17 protein-coding genes are annotated in these 16746 nt (G+C 33.4%); 16 read left to right on the top strand and 1 reads right to left on the bottom strand.

The genetic code is table 11. The annotated features are described in order from the left end of the window. Positions 1-48: 48 nt before the first annotated feature. From MKX45_RS08905 to MKX45_RS08895, 3 genes are all read left to right on the top strand, one after another. A complete protein-coding gene (locus MKX45_RS08905) occupies positions 49-519 on the top strand; it encodes a hypothetical protein (protein ID WP_340817047.1) in 471 nt (156 codons plus the stop codon). Beyond that, entirely contained in the window at positions 519-863 is a 345-nt protein-coding gene (locus MKX45_RS08900) for a hypothetical protein (protein ID WP_340817045.1), read from the top strand. The genes MKX45_RS08905 and MKX45_RS08900 overlap by 1 nt, the downstream gene beginning before the upstream one ends. Positions 864-2175: 1312 nt before the next feature. Further along, positions 2176-2388 carry a hypothetical protein gene (locus tag MKX45_RS08895; RefSeq protein WP_340817044.1) on the top strand — a complete coding sequence of 71 codons (213 nt, stop codon included), beginning with the start codon at positions 2176-2178 and terminating at the stop codon, positions 2386-2388. A 288-nt stretch (positions 2389-2676) separates the two neighbouring features. On the opposite strand, the gene MKX45_RS08890 is transcribed toward MKX45_RS08895, so the two are convergent. Next, positions 2677-3591 carry an LPXTG cell wall anchor domain-containing protein gene (locus tag MKX45_RS08890; RefSeq protein ID WP_340817043.1) on the bottom strand — a complete coding sequence of 305 codons (915 nt, stop codon included), beginning with the start codon at positions 3589-3591 and terminating at the stop codon, positions 2677-2679. Between the two features lie 683 nt (positions 3592-4274). On the opposite strand from MKX45_RS08890, the gene MKX45_RS08885 reads away from it, so the two are divergent. The 13 genes from MKX45_RS08885 (at position 4275) to MKX45_RS08825 (ending at position 16707) form a co-directional block, all read left to right on the top strand. Next, on the top strand, positions 4275-5111 hold the full coding sequence (locus MKX45_RS08885; protein WP_015426752.1) for a metallophosphoesterase: 837 nt from the start codon (positions 4275-4277) through the stop codon (positions 5109-5111). Positions 5112-5223: 112 nt separating this feature from the next. Next, positions 5224-6135 (top strand): CHAP domain-containing protein, encoded by a 912-nt coding sequence (locus MKX45_RS08880; protein ID WP_128267568.1) that lies wholly within the window; start codon positions 5224-5226, stop codon positions 6133-6135. Positions 6136-6361: 226 nt separating this feature from the next. After that, the gene (locus MKX45_RS08875) at positions 6362-6724 is read left to right on the top strand and encodes a TIGR02328 family protein (protein WP_057720003.1); all 363 of its coding nucleotides are present in this window, start codon (positions 6362-6364) and stop codon (positions 6722-6724) included. 81 nt (positions 6725-6805) lie between these two features. Beyond that, the gene (locus MKX45_RS08870; protein WP_029344120.1) at positions 6806-7270 is read left to right on the top strand and encodes a hypothetical protein; all 465 of its coding nucleotides are present in this window, start codon (positions 6806-6808) and stop codon (positions 7268-7270) included. Positions 7271-7425: 155 nt separating this feature from the next. Then, complete coding sequence (locus tag MKX45_RS08865; protein ID WP_003130760.1) at positions 7426-7671, top strand: type B 50S ribosomal protein L31; 246 nt, start codon at positions 7426-7428, stop codon at positions 7669-7671. A gap of 130 nt (positions 7672-7801) precedes the next feature. Continuing rightward, entirely contained in the window at positions 7802-8332 is a 531-nt protein-coding gene (locus MKX45_RS08860) for a DUF177 domain-containing protein (RefSeq protein ID WP_057720001.1), read from the top strand. Positions 8333-8487: 155 nt separating this feature from the next. Next, on the top strand, positions 8488-9180 hold the full coding sequence (locus MKX45_RS08855) for a response regulator transcription factor (protein WP_003130756.1): 693 nt from the start codon (positions 8488-8490) through the stop codon (positions 9178-9180). An 8-nt stretch (positions 9181-9188) separates the two neighbouring features. Continuing rightward, positions 9189-10664, top strand: a complete 1476-nt coding sequence (locus MKX45_RS08850; protein ID WP_057719999.1) for a HAMP domain-containing sensor histidine kinase — start codon at positions 9189-9191, stop codon at positions 10662-10664. 182 nt (positions 10665-10846) lie between these two features. Further along, a complete protein-coding gene (locus MKX45_RS08845) occupies positions 10847-12088 on the top strand; it encodes an ammonium transporter (protein ID WP_057719997.1) in 1242 nt (413 codons plus the stop codon). A gap of 131 nt (positions 12089-12219) precedes the next feature. Next, on the top strand, positions 12220-12561 hold the full coding sequence (locus tag MKX45_RS08840) for a P-II family nitrogen regulator (protein ID WP_010906046.1): 342 nt from the start codon (positions 12220-12222) through the stop codon (positions 12559-12561). A 331-nt stretch (positions 12562-12892) separates the two neighbouring features. Then, a complete protein-coding gene (murD, locus tag MKX45_RS08835) occupies positions 12893-14245 on the top strand; it encodes a UDP-N-acetylmuramoyl-L-alanine--D-glutamate ligase (protein ID WP_057719995.1) in 1353 nt (450 codons plus the stop codon). A 209-nt stretch (positions 14246-14454) separates the two neighbouring features. Then, positions 14455-15528, top strand: coding sequence for an undecaprenyldiphospho-muramoylpentapeptide beta-N-acetylglucosaminyltransferase (murG, locus tag MKX45_RS08830; protein ID WP_003130746.1), 1074 nt, complete (start codon positions 14455-14457; stop codon positions 15526-15528). Continuing rightward, entirely contained in the window at positions 15529-16707 is a 1179-nt protein-coding gene (locus MKX45_RS08825; protein ID WP_057719992.1) for a cell division protein FtsQ/DivIB, read from the top strand. Positions 16708-16746: the final 39 nt, after the last annotated feature.

The raw sequence follows: 16746 nt of genomic DNA, 5'->3' as shown, positions 1-16746 counted from the left end.
TAATTGCTATAATTAATTCAAATTAGATTTTAAAACTAGGAGGAACTTATGGAAAATTTGACAGAAGAAGAGATAAAAAGACATATAAAATTAAGCAATAGTGGAGAAATATCTAAAGCGGTAATATTTGATTTGAAAATTAAGGAAGTAAAAGAAGCAGTTCTAGAGATAAGTCATGACTCTAAGTTTACTCTCAGATTTAAATTAGCAAATCTAGACCCCGAGTTCAGGTATGTTATCTTTACCCATATAAACAAATCCGAAGAACCTCAAAGCACTGTATTTGAACATATTATAGAACCTTTTGATAAAAATATTATGGTTGAAGAATCTGGTGATTTCAAAGCTGAGGGCCTTATGAAATTTCCTACTGATAATTTGTCGGAAGGAAATTACTTCTTAACTTTGACATTAGCCAAAGTCTTGTCTGTAGTTGAAGTAAAAGAATTAAATGATGAAAAATTCAACGGTCTTATTCAAGACTCAAAAAAATTAACATTTGAAGTCAAGGAGAAATGATGGAAAACCGAGATTTAATAGTATTCCCTATTGATAAAAATGAAAGATCGAGCGTAAAATGGGAAAGAACTGATGAATATGATATAATGAAAACAGATACAAAATTAAGAGGAGGAGATAATATGCATCAAGAAACTTATTCTAAAAATGAAATTGATTTAAAATTTGAGAATTTGAGCGATAGAATGGATAATAAATTTGAGCTGTTATCTCAAAAAGTTGATAATGGTTTTTCAAATCAAGTTTTACAAATTAATAACTCCTTTTCGGAATTCAAACAGGCGTTGAAAGATGAACAGAAAAAGAACGCAAAGAACGTGAACAAGCTAAAAAAGAATCAATAAGATGGTATGTGGGAATAATATTTACAATAATTGGGACTGGCATAGCTATTGCTGGTACAATTGCTGCATTTCTTGCATTGACATAGCATATTCTCCGCCCTCCGGGGCTTTTTTCTTTGTTCTCGTTAAGAAGTTTGCTATAATTAAGTTTCTAACACTGACACCCCTTAATCGGGGGTCTTTTTTTATTAATAAATGTTACTGTTTTTCTTAAGATAAATTAGTATAATATCCTTATCGTAAATGCTATTCCAAATACAAGTACAAATAACTAAGTATTTCTGGAGAGATAAAGCGCCCTTTTCCAAAGCGAGGGCGTTTTTCTTTACAAGGAAAGCAGTAAATTGTATAATGATCCTACCTTTTAAATTAAAGTTATAAATAACTCCGAGAACATCGTTTTGACTAAGTGACGGTGTTTTTTATTTGAAAACGAATACAAAAAGTAGTAGAATGAATTCATCTTACCTATATAAGATGACGTCTGCCCTTAAACAGGGCTTTTTGTTCTAGTTAAGGAAGTAGATATATACTATATTTACCCAAAAATATATAATTTTTCATAAATTCATTCCGAAGCGTCCCTCTCCTAACTGGGGCGCTTTTTTCTTGACAAAAAATGATGATAGCGCTATAATTAGTTACCATAAATAATCACTGAGTATTTTAATCCATGAAATACTCACTGCATATTTTGCTAAACGCCTCACTCTCGTGGGGCTTTTTTTATATCAAAAAAGCACTAGCATTAAGCCAGTGCCGAAAAGTGATTAGAGCAAGGTATGAATAATATAGTATAGTATAAAACTAGATTAACTTGCACTAACTATTATAATATTAACAATTTTATGAACAATTGTCAATGATATTATGTTATAATGTAGGCGGGATGATTGTGGGATTTCATCCTATTTCTAGAGTTAAGCTGCTCTTCGGAGTGGCTTTTTTCAAATAAAAAAGCTCTAGCTGGATGACTTCAAGGAGTCCAACTAGAGGATGATGTGTGTTAGTACAAATTCAGAAAAAGTTTCGTGTATACAAAAAATAAGAGGTACTAACAATTTAAATATTATCAATTTTTCAGACAATTGTCAATTATTTATAGTAGTCTGTTATAATATATTTAGTGGATGAGAAATTGATTTCTTTTACAGTATCTTGATAATCTGCAGTTCCATCCACATATATCTAATATAATAACCAAGATATGTGCTGCAGATTGTCATATTTCGGTTCTTTAGCTCAGTTGGTAGCTAACCGTTTGGTCGCTGGTTCGAGTCAGCAAGAACCATAAATAAACGGAGAGTGAAGCGTGAATGTAAAACAAGTATTAGAGCTAATTGCTGACGGGAACATAGTAGTATTAAAATTTAAAGATAGTGACGAAATTATGGTAAAAGACTATAAGAATTCCGATATATTTGATGATTTTATGAATTGTAAAGTCATTGAGGTGAATACTGCCCGTGTTATAAACGAATTTGAAGAAGAAGAGATAGAGATTACAGTTGAATTAGAACGCTAGAATTACTTTCGCTGAGTCTAGAAAGAACCATAAATAATTAGGTAGCAAAAAAGTAGCAGAAATAGTCTAAAACCGTAAAAAAGTAAGTATATCTAATTTCATTAAAAGTGCTGTAAACCCTTTGAAATAGGTGTTTTAACAGTTTTGTAAGATGATAAAAAACGTCGGTAGTGCATGGATCTCATGGATAACTTCAAAAAATAAAGTGTTGATATAACTGATTTTGAGTGTGTGACAGTATACTGCTCATTGGATAATAAAAAAACTCAGAACTACTGAGTTTTTTTATTATCTATTTTTGTATAAGATTGTTACTGCTGAACTTATTATTATGATTCCGATTAGTACAAAACTAAGATCAGTATTGCTATTAACACCAGTTTCTGGTAATATTTTTATATTTCCTTCTTCTGAAGCTTTTGTGATCTTGTTATCCAAGACAATAGAATCTTTTGAAACATTTAATGTATTTTTATTTATAGAGTGAGCAGGTTCAGGATTTGGAGCAGGTTCAAGATTTGGAGTAGGTTCGGGATTTGGAGTGGGTTCAGGGTCTGGAGTAGGATCAGGATCTGGAGTGGGTTCAGGGTCTGGAGTAGGATCAGGGTCTGGAGTAGGATCAGGGTCTAGAGTAGGATCAGGATCTGGAGTGGGTTCAGGGGCTGGAGTAGGGTCTGGATCTGGAGTAGGGTCTGGATCTGGATCTGGATCTGGATCGGGCTTAGGTGCCTCATTAATCTGAATCATATTTGTTATTGAATAGGGAGTTACATGCCGATCATTTTCAGGAAGTGCATCTGTAACGTTAAGTTGAAATGTCTGGTTTCCAGAACTAATATTAGAAGTATCTATGATAATATCAAAGGTACCCGTATGGGAATTATTATCAATAGTGATATTTGAAATAACTACATAGTCAAGGTTAGAGTTCACAATTATGTCTTGAGTTGTAAGGGAGTCACCACCATAATAACCGAAGGTAGCCCTCCCAGTGATAATGTCACCTTGTGTTACATCAACAATTCCAGAGTCAAGTCCCATATTGAAAAATTCAATCGTTGAAATACCATACCATTCTTGTTCGGCTTTTGCAGAAATATCCGATGATGGAGTATCAAGTTGGTCCGCCATTGAAGGTGAAGTAGTGAATAGTATACATGTTAAAAGAGTACATGTAGATAATGCAACAATTAATTTTTTCATTTTTAAAACTCCTGTAAGATATAAAATACATTTTAACACATTATTTCAATAATTAAAAAGACACTTTTACAAAATTGTCTATTATTTTACTAAAAATACTTTGAGGTTATTGAAAATATAGTCTTAAATTAGAGAATTTCAGTTATAGGGAACTTGGATTAGTTGTTAATGATTCTTATTTTCTCCGAAGCCGAAGATTCAAACAAAGTATAAGTTATTAAATATTTTTTATTATTCATTTAAGAAATAAGTTCTATAATAAATCTATTTCAAAAAAATAAACTTTTTCATAAATACTTCTAAAGCGCCTACTAATCTAGGCGTTTTTTCATCGTCTCGTTTACAAGTTTTATTACTTCAGAAAGTGAATAAAATATTTTTAGAGGCATTATCAAGCATACAAAGTAATTTTAGAAGTTGAGGTTCAAAGTTATACTCAAAATATTAATAATAAAAAAGCATAATGATAGGTTTTTTCTAAGTTAGTTTTTATCGAGAAGAAGATGTTCCTCACTTATTTACTGGTAAAATAATCAAATTTCCTCATGAATTTTTGTTTATAAACTTTAAATTTCAACCATCTATTGATTACGCATTTCTATAATTATATGTAGCATGCACTTATAAAAAGTGAATTCTTTTTGTAAGTTTAAAAAATACGCAATATGTTATAATCTAGAGATATGAAAATTAAAAAAATAGTATTTTCACTTATTATTCTTATAATATGTACTTTTATAGGAGTCTTTTACTACGTTTTTAAAGTTGAACCTTATCGTTTAGTAGTCAATGAGCATCAAGTGAATAATACAAATTCTAAAGAAAATTTGAAAATTGTTCAGTTGTCTGATTTACATATAAAAAAAGATTTTAATGCTGATCGATTAGATAAAGTGATTCAAAAAACAAATGAACAAAATCCTGATTTTATTATTTTCTCGGGAGATTTATATGATAATTATTCACAATACAATGAAAATGAAGCCGTTATTTCTAAGTTAAAAAGTCTGAAAGCAAAATATGGAAAAATTGCAATTTGGGGCAATCGAGATTATGGTGGGGGAGCTGTCAGAGAATATGCAAATATTATGGCTGAATCTGATTTCTCTCTTTTAAGAAATGAAAATCAAGTTTTTACTTTGGATAATGGTAAGAAAATTTTATTCACAGGTTTGGATGATGCTTTGTTAGGAAATCCGCAATTTCCCTCGCCAAATCAAATGGCTGAAACGAGTTATGATATATTATTGACTCATGAGCCGGATGAAGTTAGCCAATATCAAAATAAGGGTTATGAATTAATTCTTTCTGGTCATAGTCATGGCGGTCAAATAAACATCCCACTTATTCCTCAAATTCAAAAGAAAGCTACGGCATTGATGAGCCATGCGAATAACTATACTGGTGGACTTTATCAGTTAGGAGCAAATGAAAAACTTTATGTTAATACCGGGATAGGAACGACTCATTTATCAGCCAGATTTGGTGTAGCTCCTGAAATTGCCGTTTTAACTTTTTAGATATCTAGATTACTAAATGAAATCGCTTGACATTTTAGGTGACCTATTATAGAGTTTAAATAGAATACATTAGTTTAGATAGCATAAGGCTAGGCTAAAATGGAGGATTTGGATGCAAGGAAAAAAGGTTTTTTTGCTGCTTGGTATTATAACAGCAGTGGGTGCTTGGAATATCGCTAATGGAACTCAGGTGAGAGCAAGTTCGAAAAGCCCAGTTTATCGACTTTATAACCCTAATAGTGGGGAACATTTTTATACCACAAATTTTTATGAAGGAAATTCTCTTAAAAATTTGGGTTGGCGTGACGAGGGGATTGGTTGGCAAGCAGCAAATTCTGGTGAACCAGTTTATCGGCTTTATAATCCCAATGTTAAAGGTGGGGATCATTATTATACCTTGAGTAAATATGAAGCGCAAACTTTGGTCAATCTAGGTTGGCGTTGGGACAATAATGCAAATCCTGTCTTTTATTCAGCTGGAACAGTCAATCTTTATGTTTCTTATAATCCTAATGCTCAGTCAGGTGCACATAATTATACAACGAATATATTTGAGCAGAATAGTTTATTATCTGTAGGTTGGAAATATGGAGCTATTGCTTGGAAAACAATGCCTTCTGACAGTTTGCCTGGAACTCCAGCGGGTTGGACGATTGATAGACCAATGAATATTGATAATTATTCAACCCAAACTTATGCTTATAAACAATGTACTTGGTGGGTCTATAATCGAGCGAAAGAGTTTGGGATTAACTATGGCCAATATATGGGGAATGGTAAGGATTGGCAAAATCAAGCAGGTTATCAAGTTACATCAACTCCTCAACTTCATAGTGCCGTAAGTTTTAAGGCAGGGCAAGACGGAGCTGATGCCACTTATGGTCATGTTGCCTTTGTAGAAAAAATTCGTTCTGATGGTTCAATATTAATTTCGCAATCAGGAACAGGTTATAGTACTTTATTTTCTTATCAAGTTTTAAGCAAAGATCAAGCTAGTCGCTTACGTTATGTAATTGGAAAATAGGTTTCTTTAAAAAATCAACTAATCAAATTACTTGAGGGCATCCTTTTATCAAGGTATAATAGATATATCTTTATTTCAGATATTAATTGTTAATTCTAGAACTCATCGGTTGAACAATCGGAAATCAACAATTAATATCTGATTCAAATAGGGAAAAGAGAATTCTCCTTCGGGAGGATTTTTTAATAAAGAAATTTTTTGCATTCTAAGTATGAAAGGGGAGAATATGAGACTTTGGCATGAAGCTTTAATCAAAAAGCTTCCAAGACAGCAACTTTTGGGACAGCATCGTGAATGTTGTGCCCTTCGAGGAAAAGGCTGGGGGAAACCACATTCAACAGTTAATTATGTTTTTTATTATTCGCCCTATAAACTTTTTCAATATCATTTACAAGTCATGACTGAAATGAGAAAAAGAGGCTATCATCCGGATGAAAAATGGCTAAATCCTTTATATCGGGGACAAACTTCTAAAGTATATATAGAACTAGAAGAAGTGGTTCAAACCTTCCCGATCTATCCTGAACATAATAATGATTATCTTGAAGACTGTAAAGAAAATTTGAGAGAAAAGGGAATAATAATCTAGAAAATAAAAAGAGGATTTCCTTTGAAAAGGCTAAAATGATATGATAAAATCATGAGTATAAAATGAGAAAGCGAGTGACTCATGATTATCGATTTAGGAAATGTCTGGGATGCCTTGAGTGCGATTGGAACTATAGCTGTAGTTATTGTTTCGCTTTATTTGGCAAGAAGAGACTATCGAAAAAAATTAGAAGTTGACTATTGGATTTCTTATAAAATATTCTCTGGAGAAAAAATATCTTTGTGGTCTATTGATCTTGTAAATATTGGATCCGTTCCCGTAAAGATTTATGAAGTCGGTCTTTATCAAAAAAGTTGGTTAAGAAAAAGGCGGAAAAAAATAATATTTATGATGCCTAGAGATTTCGAGTACGAAAGTGCCAAACTACCAATTTTACTTAATCCGCAAGAAGATGCAACTTATTTCATAGCTAAAAATGAGTGGATAACTAAAATAAAAGAACTCGGAATTAATCAACGTAAGATTGGACTTTATGCTAGAGATACTACTGGAAAATATTATTATAGAAAATTTTTATTGGAGTAAATTTACTTTTTTTAAGAATTGAAAAGTTTGTAAAGTTTTTTTCTTGACAAAAGAAAATTTTAACTTGAAATTTATCTATAAATTTGATAGAATATTTAAGTATTCGTACAACTTTGGTCTGGCAAACAGTCCAAGGCAGAAAGGAAATTCTAACGATGAAACAAAATATCCATCCAAATTACCAACCAGTAGTCTTCATGGACACTACAACTGGATTCAAATTTTTGACTGGTTCAACTAAAGGTTCTAAGGAAACTGTTGAATGGGAAGACGGAAACACTTATCCATTGATCCGTGTTGAAATCTCTTCAGATTCACATCCATTCTATACAGGTCGTCAAAAATTCCAAGCAGCGGACGGACGTATCGCTCGTTTCGAAAAGAAATACGGCAAACAATAATAGAAATGGTCATTCGACCATTTTTATTTTTACCTGTAAAAGTTGTCATTTGACAGCTTTTTATTATGAAAAAATATAGAAATAAGATAAAATAAAGAAAAATAATTAAATTGTGGGAGAATATTAAAAGATGAAATGGTCTTTAAATGAATTAACGAAAAAAAAACAGATTAGTTTCAATGAAGAATTAGATCTACGCGAAGAGTTGCTCAAACGTTCACAAGAAATTTTGGATTGTCAACCAATTGAGGTTAAAGGTGAAATTGCTTATGATGATGATTTATTCTATTTAGATTATAAAATTAAAACAGTATTGACATTGCCTTCGTCAAGAAGTTTAAAACCAGTCGAGTATCCAATTGATCTTCTTGTCAATGAAATTTTTGCGACTGAAGAGAGTTTGAGAGGGAATCAAGAATTATTAGACAATGATTTGATTATTGTTTTGGATAAAGATTTAATCAGTTTAGATGAATCAATCACTGATAATCTTTTATTGGAAATTCCTTTGCAAATTTTTGCTGAAGATGAAGAGGCAGAAGAGTTGCCGGCTGGTAAATTCTGGTCTGTTTTGAGTGAAGAAGATTATGCCAAACAACAAGAAGAAAAATTGGAAGAAAAGAAATCCCCTTTTGATGGTTTGAATGGATTATTTGATTAGACAGCTCTCATTTTCAAAGGATTTCAGCCTTAAAGCATAAGAAAGCGAAAACAATTTAAAAAAAGCGTCAAATAGTTTGTACATAAATTAAATTTATCTTATAATAGTATTATAAGAAATCGAATTATACAGTTTTTTTAACAAAGGAGAATGATATGACTTCAAAGAAAATTTTGATTATTGAGGATGAAAAGAATTTAGCGCGATTCGTCTCATTAGAATTAGAACATGAAGGCTATGCGACTGAGATTAAAGATAATGGTCGTTCCGGTCTTGAAGAAGCAACTTCAAAAGATTATGATTTAATCTTGCTTGATTTGATGCTTCCTGAACTTGACGGTTTTGAGGTAGCCCGTCGTTTACGAAAAGAAAAAGATACACCAATCATTATGATGACGGCGCGTGATTCAACGATGGACCGTGTTGCTGGTCTTGATATTGGGGCTGATGATTATATCACTAAACCTTTTGCGATTGAGGAACTTTTGGCGCGTGTTCGTGCTTTCTTCCGTCGTGAAGAGCATGGTCATGCCGTTGAACGTGCTGAAAATACTTCTTTCCGTGATCTTGTGATTGATAAAACGAATCGCACAGTTCATCGTGGTAAAAAAGTAATTGATTTAACACGTCGTGAGTATGACCTCCTTTTGACATTGATGCAAAATGTTGGCGATGTTGTGACTCGTGAACATTTAGTTTCACAAGTTTGGGGATATGAAGAAGGAACAGAAACAAATGTTGTGGATGTTTATATTCGTTATCTTAGAAATAAAATTGATGTTGAAGGTCAAGATAGCTATATTCAAACTGTTCGTGGCTTAGGTTATGTAATGCGTGAACGCAAATAAAAAATAATATGAAAAAATTATTTACTTTCAATAAGAAAAAAGAGACGGTTGAGGAAAGTTCGGCTAAGCGGTCTATCATGCTTAGGTGGGCTTTTGCTAACACCGTTTTTTGTTTTATTACTTTTACTTTGTTTGCTACTTTGACTTATCAATTGACAATCAGTTCTTTTATTAAAGAAGAACAACAATTATTAACTCGCTCTATGGATAGTGTTGAGGAAGTCTTAGAAAAAGCAGATGCTCCTTTGAATTCATCGAATTTGAACACATATATTGAAGCGACATCAAAGATTCAAAATGGTGAGTCTGAAGGAATGAGTTTGGGTAGTATCATTGGCACACGGAAAGCATTTTATATTTATGATTTAAATCATAAATTATTGTATTCAACGAATCGACATACTTTTGGTTTTCAGAATCAGGCTAATAATGAAATGAAAGAGATTCGGGGAGAGAATCCAGGTTATTTAGTTCAGAGAAAAATTATTTCTAAGTCAACAGGACAAGTTGTAGGATACTTACAGGCTTTTTATGATACGACGACTTATCATCGAATTTCTAATCTTCTTTTGATTGTCTTGTTAATTTTAGAAATTGTTGCCTTGATTATCGCTCAGTTGATTGGTTATTTCATGGCTAATTACTTTATGAAACCATTGGAAAAGCTTTATCAGGGCATGCAAGAAATGGCAAATGATCCAACAAATGATTTTGAACCGATTGAAATTCAAAGCGGAGATGAAATCGAAGAGTTGGCTCACGTTTACAATGATATGATGTTGAAGATGAAGGCATATCTTGAACAGCAAAATCGCTTTGTTTCTGATGTTTCTCATGAATTAAGAACACCTTTAGCTGTCTTGGATGGACATATTAACTTGCTGAATCGGTGGGGGAAAAATGATCCAGAAGTACTAGATGAATCATTGCAGGCAAGTTTAGATGAAGTTGATCGAATGAAGAAAATGCTTGAGGAGATGTTGGCTCTTGCTCGTCTTGAAAATGTTGATTTATCAAGTGAAGAACTGGATTGTGATGTTGGAAAAGTTTGTAATCGGGCCCTTAAGAATTTTCAGCTTTTGCATGATGATTTTGAAATAGTGCTTGATAACCGGCTTATTTATCCCACTCATGCGCGAATTTCAGAAAATCATTTTGAACAAGGCTTAAGAATTCTGTTAGATAATGCTGCTAAATACTCTCCTGATGATCGTAAAGAAATCGTGATTACTGTTTATGAGGATGAACAGTTTGTGATTACGAGTGTATCTGACAAAGGAATTGGAATTTCAGAAGAAGATATTGATCATCTTTTTGAACGTTTCTTTAGAGCGGACAAGGCTCGCAATCGAGAAATTGGTGGAACTGGTTTAGGTTTACCAATTTTAGCTCGATTGGCAGAAAATTATCAAGGGGAAATTGAGGTAAATTCAGAACTGGGTCTTGGTTCAACTTTTACACTAAAATTCCCGAAAATAAAATAAAGAATAAGAGAATTGCTAAAAGGCAGTTCTTTTTTTGTGGCATATGTTATATTTTATAACATCAAATATAAAAACAATTGACTTGTTTAGAAAGTTGTGTTATATTTTATTACATGATTAAATTATCAGAAAATATTGATAAATATTCTGTTTTAATCTCGAACTTTTAAAGGAGAAATTTTATGGACACAGGCTCAATTGCATTTATTTTAATTTGTGCGGCATTGGTATTTTTGATGACGCCTGCATTAGCATTTTTTTATGGGGGACTTGGACGCCGAAAAAATGTGTTAAACACAATGATGATGTCTCTCGCACCAATGGCTCTGGCTTCTATTTTATGGATAATTATTGGCTTCTCATTTTCATTTTCAGGAAGCAATAGTTGGATTGGTGATTTCAACCATTTGTTTATGAATGGTGTGGATATGGCTAAAAATTCACTTTTCCCTGCTAATCATATTCCAGATGGACTTTTTTCTGGTTTTCAAATGATGTTCTCGATTATCACAGTAGCTCTAATTACGGGATCTGTTGTTGGAAGAATGAGATTTACACCAATTTTGATTTTTATGACTGCTTGGTTAATTTTAGTTTATTATCCTTTGGCTCATATGGTTTGGGGCGGTGGATTTTTGGCTCAAATTCATGCGATTGACTTTGCAGGTGGAGATGTTGTTCACATTTCAAGTGGGGTGACAGGACTTGTACTTGCGTTAGTGCTTGGAAAGCGTCGAGATTATGAGCGTTTAGATTATCGTCCACATAATATTCCTTTTGTTGTTTTGGGCGCTGGTCTCCTATGGTTTGGTTGGTTTGGCTTTAATGCTGGGTCAGCACTTGCTGCCAATGGTGTGGCAATTAATGCTTTTATGACGACTAATACAGCAGCTGCAGCAGCAATGTTTTCGTGGATGATTGTTGAAAAAATATTGATTGGTAAACCTTCAATTGTGGGTGCTTGTTCTGGTGCGGTAGTTGGTTTGGTGGCTATTACTCCAGGAGCTGGTTTTGTTTCTTTATGGTCGTCATTGATTATTGGTCTTTTGGTTAGTCCTTTGTCATACTTTATGATTTCTGTAGTTAAAAAGAAATTGGGATATGATGATGCTTTAGATGCTTTTGGTTGTCACGGTATTGGCGGGATGTTTGGCGGAATTATGACAGGAATTTTTGCAACGCCGGCTTTGGCACCAGAAAAAGGATACGCTGGTTTGATCTATGGCTCTGGGAAATTACTTTTGGCTAATGTATCTGCGGTTGTTTTCACAGTTATTTTCACTGCTCTTGTGAGTTGGGTCATTATTAAAGTAATTGCCTTGTTTATGCCAATTCGTGTATCTGACCGTGCTGAAGCTATTGGACTTGACGACAGTGAGCACGAAGAAACTGCTTATCCAACCTTCTTAGGTTTGGATTCTTAAGTTTAATTTTACTGACAGATATTTCTTATATAAAATTGTGAGTTTGTCAGTAAAATCAATTTTGAATGATGTCTTTGAAGTATGCTGACAAGTCTGTCAGTAAAAATGTAAGATACAAAGAGAGAAAAAATATGAAAAAAATTGAAGCGATTATTCGGACAGATAAATTAGAAGATTTGAAAGCAGCCCTATCAGATAATGGCTTGGTGCATGGGATGACAGTTTCTCAAGTTTTGGGTTATGGTGAACAAAAAGGATTTACAGAATATGTTCGTGGTCAACGAATTGAAACTACTTTACTTTCAAAGTTAAAGATAGAAATTGTATCAATCGATGAAAAAGTTGATGATATTGTTAATGTAATTATTAAAGCAGTTCAAACGGGCGAAGTGGGAGATGGTAAAATCTTCATTCAACCAGTTGAGCGTGTAATTCGAATTAGAACCTCAGAAGAAGATGCTCAAGCGCTCTAAGTCTCATACTTTATAACAGGATAAAGTGTAGATGCTTGGAGACTACCTTTCCAGATTCACTACTGCTGACTCTCGGTGTAACAAATAGTATATTTGTAAGTCAGCAAAGCTAACAATGACTTTTCTAGGTTGGAAATGATTCTTCTTGATGAGTTCTATATTATTAAAAATTAAGCTGACAAATAGGTCAGCTTTTTGTGTTTTTTTGAAAAAATTACTGACAGACTTGTCAGTAAATAAGACTGTTGAAAAAAAGCCCGATTAGGGGTAAAATAGATTAGATAAAGTCGTCAGTGAAATATTTTACTGACAACTTAAAAAGGAATAGAAAATGAAAAAAATAACGAAATTTAAAGATCAAAAAATCTTAGTTCTTGGACTTGCCCGTTCTGGAATGGCTGCTGCCCTTGTGCTCAATGAGTTGGGTGCGATTGTTACGGTCAATGATGGCAAACCTTTTGAAGAAAATAAAGAAGCGCAATTACTTTTAGAAGAAGGAATTAAAGTCATCACAGGGAGTCATCCTATTGATTTATTGGATGAAGATTTTGCACTAATGGTTAAAAATCCAGGAATTCGTTATGATAACCCAATGGTTGAACGAGCTGAAGCATTGAAGATTCCTGTAATTACTGAGGTTGAACTTGCTTATCTTATCAGTGAAGCTCCAATTATTGGAATTACCGGAACCAATGGGAAAACAACGACGACAACATTGATTGCTGATATTTTAAATGCCGATGGTCAGTCAGCAAAATTGTCAGGGAATATTGGTTTTCCAGCGTCAGAAGTAGCCGAAAAAGCGAGTGCTTCTGATACATTAGTGATGGAACTTTCAAGTTTTCAATTGATGGGCATTGATAGCTTCCGCCCTAAAATTGCCTTAATTACAAATTTATTTTCAGCTCACTTAGACTATCATGGTTCGCAAAAGGCATATGAATCTGCAAAATGGCGAATTCAAGAAAATATGACCTCAGATGATTTCTTGATTCTCAATTTTAATCAAGAAAAATGTCGTAATTTGGCTGACAAAACGAAAGCGACTGTTCTTGCTTTTTCAACAAAAGAAAAAGTTAATGGTGCTTATTCTAAAGATGGAAAAATTTATTTTAATGATGAATATATCATGGAAGTTTCTGAACTTTCACTTCCTGGTGAGCACAATCTAGAAAATGCTTTAGCAGCCATTGTAGCTTCAAAATTACAAGGGACAAAAAATGAAGCGATTGTAGAAGTGCTGACAAGTTTTGCTGGTGTAAAACATCGTCTGCAATATCTTGGTGAAATTGAGGGTCGTAAAATCTATAACGACAGCAAGGCTACCAATATTTTGGCTACTCAAAAAGCACTTTCTGGTTTTGATAATAGTAAACTTTGGCTTTTAGCTGGCGGACTTGATCGTGGAAATGGTTTTGAAGAGTTAGAAAAAGATTTGCAAGATTTGAAAGGAATGGTTGTTTTTGGTCAAACAGCAAATAAATTACGTTTGACTGCAGAAAAATTGAATATTCCCGTTTTTGATAGTGAAAATGTTGCAAAAGCCCTTGAAGAAATTCTACCTCAAACGCAAGCAGGAGATACAATTTTACTTAGTCCAGCTTGTGCAAGTTGGGACCAATATAAAACTTTTGAAGAACGCGGTGATTTATTCATCAAAGCCTTTGAAAATTTGAAAAAATAAAAGTACTGACAACTATTGAATTAATTTATGTTAAAATTAATTTTACTGACAGAAAGAATAATTACGATTCATCTTGCTGACAGCTATCAGTTTTAATTTGTACTTTATTTCTATCATTATTTTCTTGTTTATTAGAGAACAGGATTTAATGAAACTTGGGTACAAAAATATTTGTCAGAGAATCCCCAAACTATTGGAGAAAAACAAACATGCGAATTATCATTACAGGTGGCGGCACAGGCGGTCATATTTATCCAGCGCTAGCTTTCCTTAAGTATTTGGAAAAAGTAGAACCAGATACAGAAGTGCTTTATATTGGAACGAAAAAAGGCTTGGAGGCAAAAATTGTCCCTCAAGCAGGAATTAAATTAAAAACAGTTGATATCCAAGGATTACGTCGTTCACTTAGTCCGCAAAATTTAAAAACAGCTTATAAGTTTTTTAAATCTGTCTCAGATGCTAAAAAAATTATGAAAGAATTTAAACCGGATGTTGTTTTGGGAACTGGTGGATATGTGGCAGGGCCAGTTGTTTATGCTGCTGCGCAATTAAAAATTCCAACAATTATACATGAAGGAAATTCTTTCCCAGGAATAACTAATCGTTTTCTTGCTAAAAAAGTTGACCGAATTGCAGTAGGTTTTCACGCAGCAGAACAATATTTTCCAGCGAGCAAAACGACTTTTACTGGAAATCCAAGGGCACAAGAAGTTGCAGATGCAGCGGCTCAAGTAGAAAAATTTGAAGAGCCAACGGTTGTTATTTTTGGTGGCTCACGTGGCGCTTTAAAACTTAACAATGCTTTTATTGAAGCCCTTCCTGAATTAGCACAACGTTCATTTAAAACCGTTTATGCTTCAGGAGAGATTTATTATGATGATTACAAGGAAACTTTTAATCAATATAAAGAAAATTCTAATTTAGATATTCGTCCTTATATTAATAATATGACAGAACTTTTGGCAAAAAGTCAGCTCTTTTTAGGACGGTCTGGTTCAACAACTATTGCTGAAGTTACCGCTTTAGGCTTACCAGCCGTTTATGTCCCAAGTCCAAATGTGACAGCTGACCAACAGACTAAAAATGCTCAAGAATACGTTGACCAAGGTGCAGCTATTATCATCAAAGACGAAGACCTAACGGGTCAAACTTTGGTTGAAGCTATTTCAAATATACTCGAAAATAATGAGAAGTATCAAGAAATGCAAGCAGCTAGTCTAAAAGCGGGCGTTCCAGATGCTAGCCAACGCCTTTACAATCTAGTGAAAGAAATTAGTAAATAAATGAGTGAAAAAGATAATAACTTAACCCCTTGGCAGCAAAAACATCTTGAATATCAGAAAAGAAAAGCAGAAGAAGCCAAAAAAGAAAAGAAAGCAAATCAACCTAAAAAGGTTCATTTTTCTTCACCTTTTCTTAAAAGTCTCCCAAAAACTGAAAAAAACTTTGATGACACTAGAGACGAAGCTGAGTCAGCTGAGTTGTTAGAAGAAGGCTTTGAGACTAATAACGAAGAAACTCAATCAAGCGAAGCTCCGATTGAAAATGAAAAAATTATTGCTCAGTTAGAACAACTTTCTCAAGAGAATGAATATGAGTATGAAGAAGAGCAAATCAAAAGACCTTCGAGATTTTCTTCTTTATTTAAAGGTTCAGCTCCACTTTTAAAGAAAATGTGGCCAGCCTTAGCAATTGTTGTTCTGGTATTCGTTGGCTCTCTTTATTTGATTTCACCTTTAAGCAAAATATCAACTTTTAGTGTTTCTGGAAATGCGAATGAAAGTAGCGAACAAGTTGCATTAGCTTCTGGAATTCAAACAAGTGATAGTATTTTTAATATCCTAAATAATAAGGAAAAAATTGAAGCGACAATTGAACAAAAATTCCCTAGAATTTCTGCCGTTACAATCAATTACCATTTTCCTAATCGCTTTGAGGCCATTGTAAAAGAACATACAAACAGTGTCTATGTCAAACGTAATGATCAAACTTACCTTGTCTTAAATAACGGTTACGTGATTACAACACCAGTTGATGCAACTAAGCTTGAGAAATTGCCAGTTTTACAAAATTTTAATGATGAAGAAGTTAAAACTTTTGTAAATGCTTATGAAACGCTTAAACCAGCAATAAAATCACTGATGACTAATGTTACTAAAACTCCTACAGATGCGACGAAAGATTTCATTGCCATTGATATGAGTGACGGGAATCAGGTTCGAGTTTCATTGAGTCAATTAGCTGACCGCCTGCCATATTATCCAAGTGTTGCTAAACAAGTTCAAGCACCACAAGTTGTAGATATGGAAGCTGGTATTTATACGAAGCCAAAAGCTGCTTATGATGCTTATCTTTCAAAATTATCTACCTCAAAATCAGCATCTATTTCTGCTCAAAATGCGAAAAAGACTGATGCAAGTAGTGAAAATACTGCTCAAAGCACAACAACAAGTTCAAATTAAAAATAAAAAAAGTGATAATTTAGGATTGTCACTTTTTTA

The organism is Lactococcus sp. FSL W8-0209 (assembly GCF_038006585.1).
Lineage (GTDB): Bacteria > Bacillota > Bacilli > Lactobacillales > Streptococcaceae > Lactococcus > Lactococcus lactis.
This window is presented reverse-complemented; position numbering and strand designations above follow the sequence as displayed.